The sequence below is a fragment of the Selenomonadales bacterium genome, from assembly GCA_017442105.1.
Lineage (GTDB): Bacteria > Bacillota > Negativicutes > RGIG982 > RGIG982 > RGIG982.
In genome coordinates this window covers 1-18,487 of the sequence record JAFSAX010000002.1, presented here as the reverse complement: position 1 = coordinate 18,487, position 18,487 = coordinate 1, and the positions used below count along the sequence as shown (strand labels likewise).

Below are 18,487 nucleotides of genomic sequence, written 5' to 3'. Positions count from 1 at the left end.
CATATGGAGCCGGACCATTCAGCAAATATCCTGACTTTTATGGAAAGGTATCCCGATCTTTTTGCGAGAGATAGAGTCGTTTATCCAATCGCTGCCACAGATATCACAGCAATTGGAGACGATCGTGTTGTCTGTAGAACGATACCAAGCAGAAAAATTTCCACCAATGCTAAAACATATCATCGAACAAAATATCAATGAAGCAGAATTGATGATAGAAAGTTTTCTGGGCGCGCTTATCCATCGTATCATTGGTCTGATGGAATATACGATCGGTGTTGCGGTCAGTCCGATCATTGCTTTTTATATTTTGCATGATTGGCAAACGATACGGAAATCTTTGTTTGAGTTATTACCAATAGAATGCCAAGGAACGTGCGGAGAAATTGCAGCTGAGGTGAATCAAGTGCTCAGCGGTGTGATTCGTGGACAAGTCATCATATCAATATTCGTTGGGACAGCGGTGACGATCGGGCTGTATTATTTCGGTGTGCCGTATGCGATTCTGCTTGGGGTACTGGCAGGGATACTTGATATTATACCGTATTTTGGTGCGATATTCGGTGCAATCCCTGCGATATTGTTCGGCCTTTTTATCTCACCGATCACTGCTGTCAAAGTTGCGATTTTGTTTTTTGTCGTGCATCAGTTGGAGAGCTCTGTCATCCATCCCAATGTAGTAGGGGATTCTATCGGGATGCATCCGCTGGCGGTATTATTCTTCGTTTTTCTCGGAGGAGAGGTGGGCGGACTTGTCGGTATGGTCATCGGTGTACCGCTTGCAGCTATCGTCAAAATTATTTTTCATCATATTATGCGGTTGACTGCTTGAATTCGTTGCAGTCGGAAGAAAATTTTGTTATAATATCTGTTAGTATGCCTAATGTTTTAGGAGGTTTTTGACAGTGAAATTCATGACAGGTAATGAACTCAGAAATGCATATTTAGAATTTTTTAAGAGCAAAGATCATTTGGTATTGCCGAGCTACTCGCTCATTCCGGAAAATGATCCGACTCTTTTGATGATTGGCGCAGGTATGGCTCCGTTCAAACCGTTCTTTACGGGTAAAATGAAACCGCCTCATACGCGTATCTCGACGAGTCAGAAATGCGTTCGTACGGGTGACATTGAGAACGTTGGCAGAACGGCACGTCATCATACATTCTTCGAAATGCTTGGTAACTTCTCGTTTGGTGACTACTTTAAAGTGGAAGCGATCACGTGGGCGTGGGAATTCCTCACAGAAAAACTCGAACTCCCGATCGACAAACTTTGGGTAACGATCCATCCGACGGATGATGAAGCATACAAGATCTGGACGGAACAGATCGGTGTATCGCCTGACCGCGTTGTAAAATTGGAAGACAACTTCTGGGAGATCGGTCCTGGTCCCTGCGGTCCATGCTCGGAGATCTACATTGATCTTGGTGAAGAACGTGGCTGCGGCAGCCCGGACTGTGCGATCGGTTGTGACTGCGATCGTTATCTCGAGATCTGGAACTTGGTATTCACGCAGTTCGACCGCGATGAAGAAGGCAATTATACGCCGCTTGAAAAGAAAAATATCGATACGGGTGCAGGTCTTGAACGTATTGCATCGGTTCTTCAGAACAAACCGTCCAACTTTGAAACGGACTTGGTATTCCCGATCATTGCTTATGCCGCTGAACAGGCGAAAAAAGAGTATGGCAAAGATCTCAAAACGGATGTATCGCTTAAAGTTATCGGCGACCATGCACGCAGCATGACGATCATGATCTCCGATGGTATCTTGCCGTCGAACGAAGGTCGCGGTTATGTTCTTCGTCGTATCATCCGTCGTGCGATCCGTCACGGTAGACTTCTTGGTATCAATGACATCTTCCTTGCAGGTGCTGTTGACGTCGTTGTTAAAATGTTCGGCGACCATTATACGGTACTCAAAGAAAAACAAGATTATATCCGCAAGATCATTCAGCAGGAAGAAGAACGCTTCCAGGCAACACTTGCGCAAGGTATTGAAGTATTGGAAAAATATATTGCCGATCTCAAAGCAGCATCCAAAACAGTTCTCGATGGTGAATTGGCATTTAAATTGTATGACACGTTCGGTTTCCCGTGGGAATTGACGGCAGAGATCTTGGAAGAACAGAATATGTCGCTTAACAAAGACGTATTCGATCAGAAAATGGAAGAACAGAGAACACGTGCGCGTGCGGCTCGCCAAGAAAACCAGCGTCTTGCTATCCCTGACCTCAAAGGCTTGCAGACGGAAAACTTGTCCTATAACGAAATGGCAACCAAATCGAAAGTCGTATGGATGTGGACGGACGGCGAAAACGTACAGGAAGCACATGATGGTCAGGAAGTCGGCATCATTCTTTCCGAAACGTCCTTCTATGCAGAAGGCGGCGGTCAGATCGGTGATGCAGGTATGATCGTTGGTACGACGGGTAACGTTGTTGTAGAAACGACGAAAAAATTGCCTGATGGTACGATCTACCATGTAGGTTATGTACAAGAAGGCGTTATTCGTGTGGGCGATGATGTGAAGCTTCAAGTAGAACTTGCGAAAAAACGCATGACAGCTTGCAACCATACAGCAACGCATTTGCTCCAGGCAGCTCTCAAACGTGTCGTTGGTTCTCATATCAATCAGGCAGGTTCGGCTGTTGACAGTGAACGCCTCCGTTTCGACTTCTCGCACTTTGAACCGGTTACGGCTGAACAGCTTGCGCAAGTCGAAGCAGAAGTCAACGATGTAATTCGTCAGGGCCATCCTGTTACGATCGAATTGATGAGCCAAGAAGAAGCCAAAGCCGCAGGTGCGATGGCACTCTTCGGTGAAAAATACGGTGATGTTGTTCGTGTTGTCAGCGCAGGCGATTACAGCAAAGAACTTTGCGGTGGTACGCACGTTACGAATACGATGGAGATCGGTATGATCAAGATCATTTCCGAAGCAGGCGTTGCGGCAGGTACGCGTCGTATTGAAGCGTTGACGGGTCAAGGTGCGCTTCGTTACTATCAGCATCAGGAAGCACTCCTCAAACAAGCTGCAGCGATCCTCAAAACGCGTGAAGAAGATGTTCCTGCACGTATCGAAGCTCTTATTGAGCAGAACAAAGCAACGGAAGCGGCTCTTCATGATGTCATGAACAAAATGCAAAAAGATAGCGCGGCAGAACTTCTCAATGATGTCAAAGAAGTCGGTGGCGTGAAATACATTATTGCACAGGTAGAAGCAGGCGATATGGACGGTCTTCGCAATACGGCTGACATGATCCGCGATAAAGTGGAAAATGTAGTTGTCGTACTCGGTGCTGTTCAGCAGGAAAAAGTCAGCTTCGTCGTTATGGCAGACAAATCGGCTGTCAAAGCAGGTATCCATGCAGGCAATATCATCAAAGAAGTTGCCAAAGTAGCAGGCGGCGGCGGTGGCGGTCGCCCGGATATGGCACAGGCAGGCGGTAAACAGCCGGCTAAGATCGGTGAAGCACTTGCCAAAGCAGAAGAAATGATCTGTGCACAGATTGGCTAATAGACGAAAAGGAGTTGAGAAATCTCAGCTCCTTTCTTTTTTACAGAGAATAAAGGACATAATTTTCTGTATTTTACTGGACAGGAGCCGTATGCTCTTGTAGAATAGAGATAACGTGATTGGGATACAATCATTAAAGAAAGGAGGATGCCCGATGCCCAATATTGACGAAACGATGATGTTTCGAAAACCCGACAAAGAGATCAATGTAGCGGCGCGTGTTATTCATAGTGCGTGTCAAGCGATGGAGGAAAAAGGATACGATCCAATCAGTCAGTTCGTTGGGTACTTATTGTCCGGCGATCCTACTTATATTACCAGCCATGACGGCGCGAGAAGCAAAGTGCGCAGTTTGGAACGCGATGAGCTCTTGGAGGAACTTGTTCGCGCATATATTAAAAAGTAGTAGTAGGAGATATGAATGAGAGTACTTGGATTAGATGTTGGTGATCGCACGATCGGTGTGGCTGTCAGCGATGCCCTGAAGATGACGGCGCAAGGTGTCGAAACGATTCGACGCAAAACGCTTGAACTTGATCTGGTGCGTCTTCAGGAGATCATTGCCGAATATGAGGTCAGCACGATCGTTGTCGGTTATCCGAAAAATATGAATGGTACAATTGGTCCGCGAGGTGAGTTTACCAAAGCATTCTGTGCGGAACTCGAAAAAGTCGTACCGGATATTACGATCCGCCTTTGGGATGAACGGTTATCGACAGTCGCTGCACAAAAATCTTTGATCGCGGCAGATGTTAGCCGTGCCAAACGAAAAAAAGTTATCGACAAGATGGCGGCAGTCTTTATTTTGCAAGGCTATCTCGACAGCATTTGAGAGAGATTATCACTTGACAGAACACCTGTCATTCGATAAAATGAACACAATAAATACAAATGAGGTGCTTATTATGGCAGACGAAAAAAACTTGGTACAAGAACAAGAAGACGGCGATTTAGTCGTTATTATGACAGATGAAGAAGGCAACGAATTTTATTACAGAGAAGAAGTTATGATTCCGATCGGCAATAAAAAATTCGCTATTCTCGTATCTATCGAAGAAGAAGATACTTGCAATTGCGGTTGCCATGCAGAAGTAAACAACGATGTATTCGTAGCACGTATCGACGTTGACGAAGACGGTGAAGAAGTATACGTTGACCCGACGGATGAAGAATTCGATATGGTTTGCGAAGAATACAACAAAATCATCGCAGAAGAAGCTGAATAAGATTTCTGTCGTTACTTAGTCAAAAAAAGAGTGAGCCGATCGGTTCACTCTTTTTTGTGTTCGAATAGACGATAAAATCATTGTCGAATTGTTGCCGTGGATATGGTATAATATGAACGCTTAACGAATGCGAGCGAAGGCAAAGCATGAGGCTAGCGAGAATCTATATATTTCAAGCATAATATAATGTAATTTGTTTTATTGAGGTGACAGCGTTTTTATGAATAAAGTACTTCGATATATTTTGATCGTACTGGTGATTTTGCTTGTCGTTATGGGCGTATTTGTTTATTCTATGACGCGACCTGTTGCCAATACAGGCAGTGATACGGTTTATTTGAAGATCAATCAAGGTATGAATGCCAATGATATCGCGATGTTGTTGGAAGAAAAAAGACTCATCCATAGTGCAACGGCATTTCGTGTTTGGGCTAAGTTGACGCAGCTTGACAGTAAGTTGGAAGCAGGAGAATATCTGATACGTACCGATATGTCGATGTTTGAAGTAGCTTCATCGCTAAATGGACATGGTGCGGTGTTATCAAATCGTATTACGATTCCCGAAGGATATACGATCAGACAGATCGCGGAGCTTCTTGAAAAGCACGGCAAAAACGGAGATGAGTTTAAGCGACTTGCTGAAAACTATGAACCGTATGACTACATGAAACCGACGAGCAATTTTGCACGTAAGTATTCTGCGGAAGGATTCATTTATCCCGACACGTATGAATTTTCACCTGAGCATACAGAAGAAGAGATACTTACAATGCTTGTGAAGCATTTCGACAATAAGTTGACGCCTGAGGTTCGGGCGCAGATAGGAAAAACGGGGTTGTCTGTGGGGGAAGTTGTTATTTTAGCTTCTATCGTTGAACGCGAAGCACGCTATGACGAGGAACGTCCCGTGATCGCGCGCGTGTTTCTCAATCGTATGAAAAAAGGGATGCCGCTTCAATCGTGCGCAACAGTACAGTATATTCTTGATAAAGTGCGTCCTGTTTTGACGATCAAGGATACAAAAGTTTCATCACCATATAATACATATCTTCATGCAGGACTCCCGCCGGGACCAATCGGATGCATTGGGGACAAGTCGCTTCAAGCGGTATTAAATCCTGATGATAATGATTATTTGTATTTTGTTGCGGATAAAGATGGTCATCATCATTTTGGCAGAACGTATACCGATCATATGAATAATATCGAACGAATCGAGAGGGAATAAATGAACGAGTTGTTGCGTGAAATGGAAGCGTATGCACAAGAATATAATGTGCCGATCATCAAGGCTGAGGCCGCAGAGATTCTACTTCGCGAGGCGAGGGGGAAGAGGCCTTCTCATATTCTGGAGGTTGGCACAGCGATCGGATATTCTGCGCTTCGTATGGCCGAATGTCTGGGTGAGGGTGGGCATATCACGACGATAGAATTGTCTGATGAACGTGCTGATCTTGCAAAAGCATATATTGCACGCAGTCCGCACGCCGATGCAATTACTGTTTTGCGCGGTGATGCGGCAGAGGTCTTGCCGACACTTACCGATACGTATGATTTTGTATTTATCGATGCGGCTAAGGGTCAGTATGAGAGATATCTTGATGCGATCGAAACAAGACTGGCAGATGGTGCTGTTATTGCGGCTGACAATGTATTGTTTCGCGGATATGTGATGGACGAGCAGTGTGAAGTGCCGCGCAGATTCCGTACGATCGTGAATCGTCTTAGACGATTCCTTAAGATGCTTGATGAAAAACCACAGTATGAAGTTGTGGTCTATCCCGAAGGTGACGGGATAGCGATCTGTAAATATAAGAAAATCTGATAGGAATATCTGCATAACAGATAGGAGGATATATTTGTGAAAAAGCCTGAGTTGTTGGCACCTGCAGGAAATATGGAAAAACTGAAAATGGCATGTATCTATGGTGCAGATGCAGTGTTTTTGGCAGGCAAGCAGTTTGGTCTGCGTGCGTTCAGTGATAATTTTACTTTGGTCGAGATGGCAGAAGCGGTGCAGTTCGCACATCGCATGGGCAAAAAAGTTTATGTAACGGTGAATATGTATCCGCATAATTCGGATTTGATCGAACTTCCGCGTTATCTGCGTAGTATTCGCAACTGTGGTGTCGATGGTGTTATCGTTGCTGATCCGGGTGTATTCCGTATGGTGCAGGATACGATTCCCGATATGCCGATCCACATCAGCACACAAGCGAATTCTACGAACTGGTCGTCGGTACGTTTCTGGGAAGACTTCGGTGCATCGCGTGTTGTTTTGGCGCGTGAGTTGTCCCTTCGCGAAATGACGGAGATCCGCCGCAGCTGTAAGGCTGAATTGGAAGTATTCGTACATGGTGCAATGTGTATTTCGTATTCGGGTCGTTGTTTGCTTAGCAACTATTTGACGCAGCGTGATTCGAACCGCGGTCAATGCGCTCAGCCGTGTCGTTGGAAATATAATCTCGTTGAGGAAAAACGTCCGAACGAGTTTTTTCCCATCATGGAAGATGATAACGGAACGTATATCTTCAATTCTAAAGACTTATGTCTTTTTGAACGATTGCCCGAACTCATTGATTGCGGTATCGATAGCTTTAAGATCGAAGGCCGTATGAAGAGCGTTCATTATGTAGCGACTGTGGTCAATGCATATCGCCGTGCTATTGATGCATATTTTGCTGATCCGAAAGGATATCAGCCGAAACAAGAGTGGCTCGATGAGCTTCTCAAGGTATCGCATCGCGATTATACAGAAGGTTTCTATGAGCATAAGACGACGGAAGATGATCAGATATATGGTACTTCTTCGTATCAGCAGACGCATGACTTTGTTGGCCTGGTGAAGACGGCAACGGACGCAGAAGGATATGCAACTGTGGAACAACGTAATAATATGAAAGTCGGCGAAACGATCGAAGTTTTTCAGCCGAACAATGAAACGTTTACGCAGGTATTGACGAACATGTTCGACGAAAACGGAGAAGAAATTTCTGTTGCACCGCATCCGCAGCAGATCGTTCGTATTAAGTTCGACAGACCGGTTGAGCCGTTTGCGATGATCCGCCGTGCGTGCAAAAAGAAATAAGCAAGGAAATGATAAGAATAAGCCATACTATTCCCGCGAGGTGGTAGTGTGGCTTTTTTATTGGGACGACTGACGATCATTCGTGTGATATTAGCAGGAATGTTGATAGCAATGATGATAAGAGTGGGGTATCTTTCGCTCTGTATGGGGGGGACGCTTGCCGAAAAATGTGTTGAAGCTCATTTGCTATGTGCAGAGCTTCTATATGAGCGGGGCGAGCTCTATGATAGAAACGGTGTACGTATCACAAATCAGAGTGAATCGTTTTATGCGGCTGTTTTCCCGTCTAATATAGATGATACAGAATCGGCAATATCATGTTTGACAGAGATGACGATGCGAAGCCGAGAAGAGCTCGAACAACTTTGTGAAAAGGGAGATCCGTTTTGCATATCGGTTACCAATATACCCAAGCAGACTTTACGTATAAAGGGGATATTCGTTTTTCAGAAGAGCGATCGATACGATCCGCATATGAAAGCTTCGCATGTGATGGGATATGTACAGGATAAGAATCGTGTTGGTGTCGGTGGTATTGAACAAATGTGTGATGCAATGCTTAAGGGAAAGTCAGAAGAGTACATTCAAGTTGTGATGGATGGTGCAGGGCGAATCATTCGCGGTGTGCCGTATCGTATGTCGGCAGGTAGTGAGAAAAGCCGAGTGACATTGACGCTTGATTGGAAGTTGCAGCGAGCTGTCGGAGAAGTGATGGATAAGCATCGTTTGAATGGGGCGGTCGTTGTGATGAGTGTCGATGGTGATGTTTTGGCGATGGTGTCGCGCCCGACCTTTCGCATGGGACAAATATCTGATTATCTGACGGCAACGAATGCTCCTTTTTTGAATCGTGCTGTTCATCCTGCTGCGCTTGGATCGGTATTCAAGGTAGTGACGGCTATGGCGGGTTTGGCGTCAGGTGCAGTCACGATGCAGGATAAATGGGAAGACGCAGGGCGCATCGAAGTAGCGGGAATCACCTTCCATGGATGGGATGATCGAGAGGGGTATAACAGTCGTGAACTGACTTTGACAGAGGCTATGGCACACTCAAGTAATTCTGTTTTTATTCAGGTCGGAACGAAGATCGGAGGAGCGTGTCTTGTTGATATGGCGAGAAGACTTGGATTTGGGGAGCAGACGATAGCGGGATATAGCGAGGAGGAATCGGGCAATCTGCCGGAAGAACCGCTGTATATCGGCGAAGTTGCGAACCTTGCGATTGGGCAAGGGGAGTTGCTTGCGACACCAATGCAGGTTACGAAAATGATGGCTATCGTAGCAAACGGTGGATATGATGTTGTGCCGCGGCTCTTGATGGATACGAAACGAGAAGAAGGTAGACGAATCATTGATAGGAAGATCATTCGGTCGGTGCAGACGATGCTTGCGTCTGCTGTTGATGATGGGACAGGCAGGTCAGCACAAACAAAACGCGGACAAGCGGCGGGTAAAACGGGAAGTGCAGAAACGGGAAGAAAGACTCCTGACGGCAAGTCTGTCAATCATGCGTGGTTTAGCGGATACTTTCCACGTCAGGCGCCGCGTTATGTATGTACTGTTATGATAGAAGAAGGAAAGTCGGGCGGAGGTGTTGCTGCGCCGATATTTCGTGAAATAATGGAAATAATTCAGTAAAAGAAATATGTTTTTCTAGTCAAATAGGAAAAAATATGCTAGAATATAAGGGCTTATTATTGACTGATTGGGTGAATGATATGAAAAAAAACGTATTGGTCTTGCATGGACCGAATCTGAACTTGCTCGGTAAGCGTGAGCCTGAGGTATATGGGCATACGACGCTTGCCGATATCAACGATCAAATCGAAGCTTTTGCCAATAAAGAAGGCTTGTCGGTCGACTTTTGTCAATCGAATTTCGAAGGTGAATTGATCGAGCAGATCCATGGTGCAGACGGTAAATATCAGGTCATCATTCTCAATGCAGGTGCGTTCACGCATTACAGTATCGCTATCCGCGATGCACTGGCGTCTGTATCTGTACCTGCGATCGAAGTACATCTGTCTAATATCCATAAGCGTGAAGAATTCAGACATCATTCGGTGATCGCACCTGTTGTGGTCGGCCAGATCTGCGGATTTGGTGCAGACAGCTATCTGTTGGCGATCATGGCTGCGAAACGTATCATCGAAAGAGGTGTATAAGATGCAAGCCAGACTTCAGAGATTGCGAGCGAAGCTGGTCGCGGTCGGTGCAGACGGTGTTCTGGTAACGAAACCTGAAAATATGCAGTATTTCAGCGGATTTTCGGGTGGTGAAGGTGCACTTGTCATTACCGAAGAAGATGCGATCCTGATTACAGATTTTCGTTATACGGAACAAGCCGAGCAGGAAACGAACGGCTTTGTGATCGTAAAGCAGGAACGTGCATTGGCGGCAGAAGTCGTTGATGTATTGAAAAAATGTGCTTCCCAAGTCCTCGTTGAGCAGAACCATATGCAACTCGAAACGTATCTTGCGCTCTCGAGTGAGCTTCCCGATAGAAAGTGGATAGCGACGGAACTCGATTCGCTTCGTAACATCAAAGATGAAACAGAGATCGAATTGATTAAAAAAGCTGTCAGTATCTCGGATCAAGCGTTCAATGAAGTGCTGTCGGTCATCAAAGCGGGAATGACGGAGATGGAAGTTGCCGCGGAACTTGAGTATCGGATGCGAAGATTAGGCTCGGAAAGACCTGCTTTTCCGACGATCGTGGCATCGGGTGTGCGTGGTTCTCTGCCGCATGGTACGGCATCGAACAAAGTTATTCAAGAAGGCGAATTGGTGACAATGGATTTCGGTGCGGTATATCAAGGATATCATTCTGATATCACGCGAACAGTCTGCGTCGGCAAGGCATCGCAAAAACAAAAAGAATTGTATCATATCGTGCTTGATGCACAGCTGAATGGTCTTGCCGCGGTCTGTGCGGGCAAGAAGAACCATACTGTCGATATGGCAGCCAGATATGTGATCACACAACATGGATATGCCGAGCGTTTCGGACATGGGCTTGGACACGGCGTGGGTCTGGAGATACATGAATGGCCGAGATTGTCGCCCAAGGCAGAGCCGATGATGTTGGAAAGCGGAATGGTAGTGACCGTAGAACCGGGCATCTATATTCCTGAATGGGGTGGAATCCGCATCGAAGATACGGTAGTCGTAACTTCGAACGGATGTAATAAATTAACGCAAAGTACAAAAAAATTATTAGAGCTTTAAAATTATGGAGGGGTAAAAATGATTTCTACAAGTGATTTCCGTACAGGCTTAACGATCGAAATTGACAATGGTGTTTGGCAGATCGTAGACTTCCAGCACGTAAAACCGGGTAAAGGTGCGGCTTTCGTGCGTACCAAAATGAAAAACGTACAGACCGGTGCTGTAATCGAACGTACGTTCAACCCGAATGAAAAAATGGCAAGAGCACACATCGAGAACCGCAGAATGCAGTATCTCTATGAAAGCGATGGCATGTACGTATTCATGGATAACGAAACGTACGAACAGACTGAATTGACAGAAGCTCAGCTTGCTGATGCGAAAAAATATCTCAAAGAAAACATGGACATCAACCTTTTGACGTTCAATGACAGAATCATCGGCGTAGATCTTCCGAACACGGTTGAACTCGAAGTTACTGAATGTGACCCGGGTGTACGTGGTGATACGGCTACGGGCGCAACGAAACTTGCTACGCTCGAAACCGGCTACATCGTTAAAGTGCCGCTCTTCATCAACCAGGGCGATGTTCTCCGCATTGATACGAGAACGGGTGCTTACATCGAACGCGCATAATGACGTAACATACAAGCGATGCTTGGCTATCATAGCTTTGTGTCGATTGTTTTTTATTTCGGTTCTATCATGCTTCTTTTTTCATATGATTAGCCAGAGGTGTGTATGGTGGCAGGATATATCATAGGCGTGATAAGCGGAATCGGCCTTTTTGCTGTTTCTGTTTTCTTGCGATGCAGGCGAATGGAGAACATATCTGCACGTCAAGTTGAAGTTGTATCGTCACCCATGTCACGAGCGATACAAGCGACGGTAGGATATGCAGGTGGTATCTATATGACACTCGTCATGCTAGCTTCGTTTTTACAGGTGGAAGTACCTGAAAAGGTTATCGTTACAAATGAATTTCAGGTAGAGCCGCTTGCTTTTATCGCTGTCATATTGGCACTCATTCAACCATTCTTTCTTATCGTGTGGGATAGGATGAAGAGATAAGGAGGCTATGATGCGGCTAAGCGAATTAAGGCATAAGGAAGTTATTGATGTTGATTCGGGCATGCGTTTGGGCAGGATCGAAGAGTGTGAAGTTTCGATCGATCTGATGAGCGGCAGGATCATTGATATTATGATTCCGACGGAAGAAAACGGATTTTCTTTGTTTCATAAAAGCGGAATACAGCTTGTAGCTTGGGAACGGATACATAAGATAGGCAATGATTTTATTTTGCTATCTGCTAGTGGTGACATGGGCAGATTAGAATGTTTTTGCGTATTCGATGGCATACTAATATTGATTCTTTCATCAATGAAAAAGGTGGTGTTGATGATGGTCAATGAGATCGTATCGTCTTATGATGCGCAGAACACGGCTTACGGTAATGGTGGGGGGCTTGATTACGGTGCTGTGAATCAAAACGGCAATGTTGTACAGATGGTGATCGGTGTTTTTGAAAATGAAGAGGAAGCGCAGCGCGCACTCAAGGCACTTAAGACAGAAGGATTGGCAGATGGTGATGTGTCGCTTGCGCATGATGAAGAAAGCGGCATGATGTCGTCTTCTTCCGATGATGGTGTCGGTACGGGCGTGTTGGCAGGTGGTGCGATCGGTGGTATCGGAGGCTTTTTGATCTCGGCAGGCATGTTGGCACTTCCCGGTATTGGGCTTTTGGCGGCTTCTACGCCTATTATGGGCGCGATCGGTGGTGCGATAGCAGGCGGTGTTGCGGGCGGACTTATAGATTGGGGGATTTCTCCGTCGGATAGTGAGAGCTATGAAAACCATGTGACAGAAGGACGTCCGTTGATATTTGTTTCTGCAGAGGCGAATATGGTGCAACAAATTACAGATTTGCTTGCAGAATATGGCGCACGTGAGGTAAAAGTGCACAGTTTGCACCAATAAAAAGATTGACAAAACTTAGGGTAATAGTATATAGTATAAACATGTAAATGTATATTGTCCTGCTAGGGATGAAGTAGAGGTGCGAGCGACATCAGTAAATTCAGGGAGTCTGGCCGCTATGATCTGAAGTGAAAGGGTCAATCGCCGAAGTAATATGTTCGTGCCGCGGCATATTGCTGGTTCACTGCCGAATAGGTATTGGACTGTCACCGAAAGGTGGAGAGCTATGTCATCTGAAGAATGTTTAACATTCTTTGTACGCTGCCTTTGTAGCCGATGAGATAGCTTCATCGGCTTTTTTATTTCCCAAGCAATAGTTGGGATAGGAGGTATGAAAATGATTAAAGTTGTGGTTTCGGGTGCTTGCGGTAAAATGGGCCGCGAAGTATTGAAGGCTGTAATGAATGCAAGCACGTTGGAATTGGTCGGCGCGGTCGATACGCATGGTGATGCGGTCGATGTTGGTACGCTGATCGGCATGGCGCCGACGGGTGTTGTGGTAACGAAGGATCTTGCAGAAACGCTTCAAACGACAGGTGCGCAAGTCATGGTAGACTTCACTCGTCCGGAAGCTGTCATGGGTAATCTTCGCATTGCGATCAAGGCGGGCGTTGCTCCTGTTGTCGGAACAACGGGTCTGACGGAAGCCGATCGTGAAGAACTCAGAGCACTTTGTGCAGAGTATAAAACGAACGTATTGATCGCGCCAAACTTTGCGATCGGTGCGATCTTGATGATGAAATTCGCGCAGGATGCGGCAAAATATATGCCACATGTTGAGATCATCGAACTTCATCACGATCAGAAGCTTGATGCTCCATCGGGTACGGCACTTCGTACAGCAGAGCTCATTAGCGAAAATCGTCAGAAGATGGCGCAAGGTCATCCGCAAGAAACAGAAAAATTAGCGGGTGCACGCGGTGCAGAGATGGAAGGCATGCGTATCCACAGCGTTCGTTTGCCGGGTTATGTTGCACATCAGGAGGTTATCTTCGGTGCACTCGGACAGACGCTCGTTATTCGCCATGATTCGATCTCGCGTGAGTCGTTCATGCCGGGCGTGGTACTTGCTTGTGAACGAGTATTGTCGCTCGATGGTCTTGTTGTAGGCCTCGAAAATATTTTGGACTAATTTTAAATAAGGGGAGATACATAATGAGAAAATATAGTGTAGCAATTTTGGGTGCAACAGGTGCAGTAGGTCAAGAATTTTTGCGTTTGATGGAAGAACGTAACTTCCCGTTCGGCGAATTGAAAATGCTCGCATCGAAACGTTCCGCAGGTAAAAAAATCACTTTCATGGGAAAAGAATATACTGTAGAAGAAGCTACTGATGATTCGTTCAAAGGCGTAGAGATCGCGCTTTTCGCGGGCGGTTCCGCAAGCAAAACGTTCGCTCCTGCTGCTGTAAAACATGGTGCAGTCGTTATCGATAACTCGAGCGCGTTCCGTATGGATCCGAATGTACCGCTCATCGTTCCCGAAGTAAACCCGGAAGCGATCAAAGAACATAAAGGTATCATTGCAAATCCGAACTGCTCTACGATCATCATGTTGATGGCGCTCAAACCGCTCCATGATTATGCTAAGATCAAACGCTGCGTTGTATCGACGTATCAGGCTGTATCGGGTGCAGGCAAAGAAGGTCTTGAAGAACTTGAAGCTCAGGTAAATGCTATCGTAAAAGGTGAAGAAGTTCAGTGCAATATCTTCCCGGGTGCAAGCCAGCCGAAACATTACCAGATCGCATTTAACTTGTTGCCGCATATCGATGTATTCGTAGAAGACGATTACACGAAAGAAGAAATGAAAATGGTTCATGAAACACACAAAATTTTGAACGATTACACGATCGGTATTTCGCCTACGACGGTTCGTGTGCCGGTATACAGAAGCCACTCCGAATCGATCAATCTCGAGTTTGAAAAAGAGATCAGCGCAGAAAAAGCAAGAGAATTGCTCGCTGCATTCCCGGGCGTTATTGTGGAAGACAATCCGGCTGAACAGATCTATCCGATGCCGCTCTACACGTCTGATAAAGACGAAGTATTCGTAGGTCGTATCCGTCCGGATAAATCGGTAGCTAACGGATTAAACTTGTGGGTAGTTGGTGACCAGATCCGCAAAGGTGCTGCTCTCAATGCTTTGCAGATCGCAGAGTACATGATCGCTCATGAGTTGGTTTGAGGTGTATAAACATTGCGTATATTGATACAAAAATTTGGTGGGACATCGGTCGCGACTGATGAAGCGCGGGGATGTGCCGCGAAAAAAGTCGCTTCTGCGCGTGAGGCGGGATATCTTCCTGTCGTTGTCGTGTCGGCTATGGGGCGCAACGGTGCTCCGTATGCGACAGATACGTTGATCCGATTGGTGAGATCGTGCAACCCTAACGTGTCGGAACGAGAACTGGACCAAATGATGTATTGTGGCGAAATTATTTCTGCTGTTATGATGACGGCGACTCTTACCGCGATGGGGATACCGTCTATCACATTAACAGGCGGGCAGGCCGGTATCATTACCGATGATAATTTTTCAAATGCGCGTATCGTGAAGGTACAGACGACGGTGCTTCAATCTTTGTTAAAGCAAGGGATCGTTCCTGTTGTTTGCGGATTCCAGGGTGTTACCGCGGAAGGAGCGCATACGACACTTGGCCGCGGCGGCAGTGATACGACAGCGGCCGCGCTCGGTAATGCACTCGATGCTGAAAAGATCGAGATATATACTGACGTGGCAGGTATCATGACTGCCGATCCCAAACTCGTATCGGAGGCAAGACTTTTGTCGGTAACGACATATCAAGAAGTCTGCCAGATGGCGGAACAAGGGGCGAAGGTCATTCACCCGCGCGCTGTAGAGATCGCGATGCAAAAAAATATTCCGCTTGTGATTCGTTCGACTTTCTCTGATGAAGCAGGAACGCTCATTACGAATCAAATTGCGGAGATGGAAACGAATATCGAAGATCAAACCGTAACGAGCGTGGCATATGTTGCAGGGCTTGCTCAGATCAGGCTGGTCGCGGAAAAAGAACCGCTCATAGCGGCACATATCTTCCGTGAGCTTGGAAAAAACGGCGTCAGTGCAGATATGATAAACGTATGTGCGGAGAGGGTACTGTTTACAGTGCCTGATGGATGTGCTGAAAAGACGGTAAAACTTCTTAGTTCGTTTCCGTGTCGTTTATATGCGGAATCTGATTGTGCCAAGGTTACGATCGTTGGCGGAGGTATGCGCGGTGTTCCGGGTGTGATGGCGAACTTTATGGAGGCACTTCAGGAAGAAAATGTAGAAGTGCTTCAAACAGTTGATTCTCATACTACAATATCGGCACTCATTAAGACAGAAGACTTAGCCAAAGCGGTTACCGTTTTGCATAAGAAATTTAGACTTTCTCTTTAATTTTTACAAAGGTGGGAAATAAAATGAAAGATTTTGGTCGTGTTATAACTGCTATGGTCACACCGTTCCATGAAGACGGTAGCGTAAATTACGAAGGTGCGGCAGAACTGGCTCGTCATTTGGTTGCGAACGGTTCGGATGGCTTGGTTGTTGCGGGCAGTACGGGTGAAGCTGCAACGATGACAGCGGAAGAAAAATTGAAATTGTTTGAAGTAGTGCTCGAAGCAGTCGGTGATCGTGCGTCGGTTATTGCAGGCACAGGCTCGAATGATACGATGGCTACGGTTCGATTCACGCAGGCTGCGGAAAAAGTCGGCGTGCATGGTGCACTCGTAGTCGGTCCGTACTACAACAAACCGACACAAGAGGGCTTCTATCAGCATTTCAAAACGATCGCAGAAGCAACTTCGCTTCCGATCATGCTCTATAATGTACCCGGTCGTACAGCATCGAACATTGCACCGGAAACGGTTGCGCGTCTTGCTGAGATCCCGAATATCGTAGCGATCAAAGAAGCAAGCGGTAACATTGAACAGGCAACGGAAATTATCCGCGTAACGCCTGCTGATTTCAAAGTATACAGCGGTGACGATGCAATGACGCTTCCGCTTATTGCGGTCGGCGGTGAAGGTATTGTCAGTGTGGCGGGTCATGTAGTCGGTAATCAGATACAGGCTATGATCCAGGCATTCTTGGCAGGCGATATCAAAAAAGCACAGGAGATCAACCTTTCTATTCTTCCGGTGTTCAAAGCGATGTTCATCGTTACGAATCCGATTCCGGTAAAAACTTCGGTCGGCCTCTTGGGTCTTCCGGCAGGTCCGCTTCGTCTTCCGCTTACAGCTGCTGATGATGCAGTCGTAGCAAAATTGAAAGCAGTTCTTGCGACGATTCAATAAGATAATAAAAATAAAAAGATGCCTCACATTATTTTCGATGTGAGGCATCTTTTTTATTTTTGCTCAATATGTCGATCGGCAATAAAGTAGTGTGACGACTTGGTGTATCGGATGGGGGAGTCTGGTATGTAGCAAGGAGTTGTTTATCTTTGTGGCGCATTGTCTGTTGGACGAGATCAAGGTTGCCTGTTGCCTGAAAGAGGAGTGTGCCGCAGGTGTGTCTGAGTGTATGGCAGGTGATGCCTTGCTGTTTTAGTCCTGCTTTATCGAGAGTGTCGCTGATTGCATCGCGAATCGACTGACGTGACATGCGATTGCCGTGGTTATTGTTGCCCAGCACGGTGAATACGGGGATCAGTCCGTTTTTATCGGGAAGGCGTACTTCTTTTGTTGCAAGATAGCGAGATAAAAGAGTGAACGTATCATTTCTTGGATAAATAGTTTGACGATCAATGCGGATGGAGCGGAGAGAGGCGTTGATATCGTTTTCATTCATCTTGTGAAGTTCGACAATGCGAAGCCCTTCAAGCACCATGAAAGAGAGGAGGAGCTTATCTCTCAGTACTCGCGTGGAATCTTCATCGGGAAAAACAGAGAATAGGTGAGATACTTCTTCCGCTGTCAATGATTTTTTGGGAGGGGCCTTTTCGGTGGGGGATTTTATCGCCAAACGAAGTGCGGGGTTCGATGAAGTGAAACCGTAAGAAATAGCTGTCGTATAGAAGTGGCGAATAACAGTCAACTTTAGGGCGACAGTTGCGGGTTTAAGTCCGCAGTTCAATAGCCAATCGCGAAAATAAGATAATTGTTCTTTTGTTAGGATGAATGGTGAACAATCAAGTTCTTTGCACCAAGTAAGAAATTGACCGAGATGCGAACGATATGTTGCTTCGGTATCTTTCGAAGGATTTTTGGTGCGTGTCGTCAGTTTCATATATGGGAACGGATCGGCGAGAAATTCTTCTTCGGTAAGAGTATCTGCCGCCTTTGGCAGGTCGGAGAAGGAGGGGAGGGTGTAATGTTTTTTGCGATTCATAAGATAAGGCCTCCTACATAGATGGTGAAGCGTTGTGAGTTATCCACTTGATGTGTAGATTATTCGGGATAGTGTTGTGGATATCCTCCTACTTTTTATAAATATAATTATAACAAGTCAAAATGCGTGTGGATAACATGAGAAGTTGGTGTGGATAAGTGTG

18 protein-coding genes and 1 pseudogene are annotated in these 18,487 nt (G+C 46.0%); 18 read left to right on the top strand and 1 reads right to left on the bottom strand.

Translation table 11 applies throughout. From position 1 onward, the window contains the following. The first annotated feature begins 49 nt into the window (after nt 1-49). From IJN28_00120 to dapA, 18 genes and pseudogenes are all read left to right on the top strand, one after another. Nucleotides 50-832: pseudogene (locus IJN28_00120) on the top strand (AI-2E family transporter). Between the two features lie 73 nt (nt 833-905). Beyond that, nucleotides 906-3,521 (top strand): alanine--tRNA ligase, encoded by a 2,616-nt coding sequence (gene alaS / locus IJN28_00115; protein MBQ6712175.1) that lies wholly within the window; start codon nt 906-908, stop codon nt 3,519-3,521. Nucleotides 3,522-3,675: 154 nt separating this feature from the next. Further along, nucleotides 3,676-3,927, top strand: a complete 252-nt coding sequence (locus IJN28_00110) for an IreB family regulatory phosphoprotein (protein MBQ6712174.1) — start codon at nt 3,676-3,678, stop codon at nt 3,925-3,927. Nucleotides 3,928-3,942: 15 nt separating this feature from the next. Continuing rightward, nucleotides 3,943-4,353 (top strand): Holliday junction resolvase RuvX, encoded by a 411-nt coding sequence (ruvX, locus tag IJN28_00105; protein MBQ6712173.1) that lies wholly within the window; start codon nt 3,943-3,945, stop codon nt 4,351-4,353. 73 nt (nt 4,354-4,426) lie between these two features. Then, on the top strand, nt 4,427-4,747 hold the full coding sequence (locus IJN28_00100) for a DUF1292 domain-containing protein (protein ID MBQ6712172.1): 321 nt from the start codon (nt 4,427-4,429) through the stop codon (nt 4,745-4,747). Nucleotides 4,748-4,967: 220 nt separating this feature from the next. Continuing rightward, entirely contained in the window at nt 4,968-5,975 is a 1,008-nt protein-coding gene (gene mltG, locus IJN28_00095; protein MBQ6712171.1) for an endolytic transglycosylase MltG, read from the top strand. Then, nucleotides 5,976-6,572, top strand: a complete 597-nt coding sequence (locus IJN28_00090) for an O-methyltransferase (GenBank protein ID MBQ6712170.1) — start codon at nt 5,976-5,978, stop codon at nt 6,570-6,572. 36 nt (nt 6,573-6,608) lie between these two features. Then, nucleotides 6,609-7,835 (top strand): U32 family peptidase, encoded by a 1,227-nt coding sequence (locus IJN28_00085; protein MBQ6712169.1) that lies wholly within the window; start codon nt 6,609-6,611, stop codon nt 7,833-7,835. Between the two features lie 48 nt (nt 7,836-7,883). Further along, entirely contained in the window at nt 7,884-9,473 is a 1,590-nt protein-coding gene (locus IJN28_00080; GenBank protein ID MBQ6712168.1) for a penicillin-binding protein 2, read from the top strand. An 80-nt stretch (nt 9,474-9,553) separates the two neighbouring features. Beyond that, nucleotides 9,554-10,000 carry a type II 3-dehydroquinate dehydratase gene (aroQ, locus tag IJN28_00075; protein ID MBQ6712167.1) on the top strand — a complete coding sequence of 149 codons (447 nt, stop codon included), beginning with the start codon at nt 9,554-9,556 and terminating at the stop codon, nt 9,998-10,000. A 1-nt stretch (nt 10,001) separates the two neighbouring features. Next, nucleotides 10,002-11,063: an aminopeptidase P family protein gene (locus tag IJN28_00070; GenBank protein MBQ6712166.1), complete on the top strand. Its 1,062-nt coding sequence runs from the start codon at nt 10,002-10,004 to the stop codon at nt 11,061-11,063. Nucleotides 11,064-11,081: 18 nt separating this feature from the next. Beyond that, entirely contained in the window at nt 11,082-11,639 is a 558-nt protein-coding gene (efp, locus tag IJN28_00065) for an elongation factor P (GenBank protein MBQ6712165.1), read from the top strand. Between the two features lie 183 nt (nt 11,640-11,822). Next, the gene (locus IJN28_00060) at nt 11,823-12,074 is read left to right on the top strand and encodes a hypothetical protein (protein MBQ6712164.1); all 252 of its coding nucleotides are present in this window, start codon (nt 11,823-11,825) and stop codon (nt 12,072-12,074) included. A gap of 7 nt (nt 12,075-12,081) precedes the next feature. Then, a complete protein-coding gene (locus tag IJN28_00055) occupies nt 12,082-12,981 on the top strand; it encodes a YlmC/YmxH family sporulation protein (GenBank protein ID MBQ6712163.1) in 900 nt (299 codons plus the stop codon). A gap of 331 nt (nt 12,982-13,312) precedes the next feature. Then, nucleotides 13,313-14,113: a 4-hydroxy-tetrahydrodipicolinate reductase gene (locus tag IJN28_00050; protein ID MBQ6712162.1), complete on the top strand. Its 801-nt coding sequence runs from the start codon at nt 13,313-13,315 to the stop codon at nt 14,111-14,113. Nucleotides 14,114-14,136: 23 nt separating this feature from the next. Then, nucleotides 14,137-15,168: an aspartate-semialdehyde dehydrogenase gene (locus IJN28_00045; protein ID MBQ6712161.1), complete on the top strand. Its 1,032-nt coding sequence runs from the start codon at nt 14,137-14,139 to the stop codon at nt 15,166-15,168. A gap of 12 nt (nt 15,169-15,180) precedes the next feature. Continuing rightward, nucleotides 15,181-16,389, top strand: a complete 1,209-nt coding sequence (gene dapG, locus IJN28_00040) for an aspartate kinase (protein ID MBQ6712160.1) — start codon at nt 15,181-15,183, stop codon at nt 16,387-16,389. A 23-nt stretch (nt 16,390-16,412) separates the two neighbouring features. Next, nucleotides 16,413-17,288 carry a 4-hydroxy-tetrahydrodipicolinate synthase gene (dapA, locus tag IJN28_00035; GenBank protein ID MBQ6712159.1) on the top strand — a complete coding sequence of 292 codons (876 nt, stop codon included), beginning with the start codon at nt 16,413-16,415 and terminating at the stop codon, nt 17,286-17,288. 28 nt (nt 17,289-17,316) lie between these two features. Here dapA and IJN28_00030 read toward each other — a convergent pair whose 3' ends face one another. Then, the gene (locus tag IJN28_00030; GenBank protein MBQ6712158.1) at nt 17,317-18,324 is read right to left on the bottom strand and encodes a tyrosine-type recombinase/integrase; all 1,008 of its coding nucleotides are present in this window, start codon (nt 18,322-18,324) and stop codon (nt 17,317-17,319) included. Nucleotides 18,325-18,487 lie beyond the last annotated feature (163 nt).

Excerpts from the sequence above, each read along its gene's own strand:
- IJN28_00110 (MBQ6712174.1), top strand. The coding sequence starts at position 3,676 with ATGCCCAATATTGACGAAACGATGATGTTTCGAAAACCCGACAAAGAG.
- ruvX (MBQ6712173.1), top strand. The coding sequence starts at position 3,943 with ATGAGAGTACTTGGATTAGATGTTGGTGATCGCACGATCGGTGTGGCT.
- IJN28_00100 (MBQ6712172.1), top strand. The coding sequence starts at position 4,427 with ATGGCAGACGAAAAAAACTTGGTACAAGAACAAGAAGACGGCGATTTA.
- mltG (MBQ6712171.1), top strand. The coding sequence starts at position 4,968 with ATGAATAAAGTACTTCGATATATTTTGATCGTACTGGTGATTTTGCTT.
- IJN28_00090 (MBQ6712170.1), top strand. The coding sequence starts at position 5,976 with ATGAACGAGTTGTTGCGTGAAATGGAAGCGTATGCACAAGAATATAAT.
- aroQ (MBQ6712167.1), top strand. The coding sequence starts at position 9,554 with ATGAAAAAAAACGTATTGGTCTTGCATGGACCGAATCTGAACTTGCTC.
- IJN28_00070 (MBQ6712166.1), top strand. The coding sequence starts at position 10,002 with ATGCAAGCCAGACTTCAGAGATTGCGAGCGAAGCTGGTCGCGGTCGGT.
- efp (MBQ6712165.1), top strand. The coding sequence starts at position 11,082 with ATGATTTCTACAAGTGATTTCCGTACAGGCTTAACGATCGAAATTGAC.
- IJN28_00060 (MBQ6712164.1), top strand. The coding sequence starts at position 11,823 with ATGGAGAACATATCTGCACGTCAAGTTGAAGTTGTATCGTCACCCATG.
- IJN28_00055 (MBQ6712163.1), top strand. The coding sequence starts at position 12,082 with ATGATGCGGCTAAGCGAATTAAGGCATAAGGAAGTTATTGATGTTGAT.
- IJN28_00050 (MBQ6712162.1), top strand. The coding sequence starts at position 13,313 with ATGAAAATGATTAAAGTTGTGGTTTCGGGTGCTTGCGGTAAAATGGGC.
- IJN28_00045 (MBQ6712161.1), top strand. The coding sequence starts at position 14,137 with ATGAGAAAATATAGTGTAGCAATTTTGGGTGCAACAGGTGCAGTAGGT.
- dapA (MBQ6712159.1), top strand. The coding sequence starts at position 16,413 with ATGAAAGATTTTGGTCGTGTTATAACTGCTATGGTCACACCGTTCCAT.
- IJN28_00030 (MBQ6712158.1), bottom strand. The coding sequence starts at position 18,324 with ATGAATCGCAAAAAACATTACACCCTCCCCTCCTTCTCCGACCTGCCA.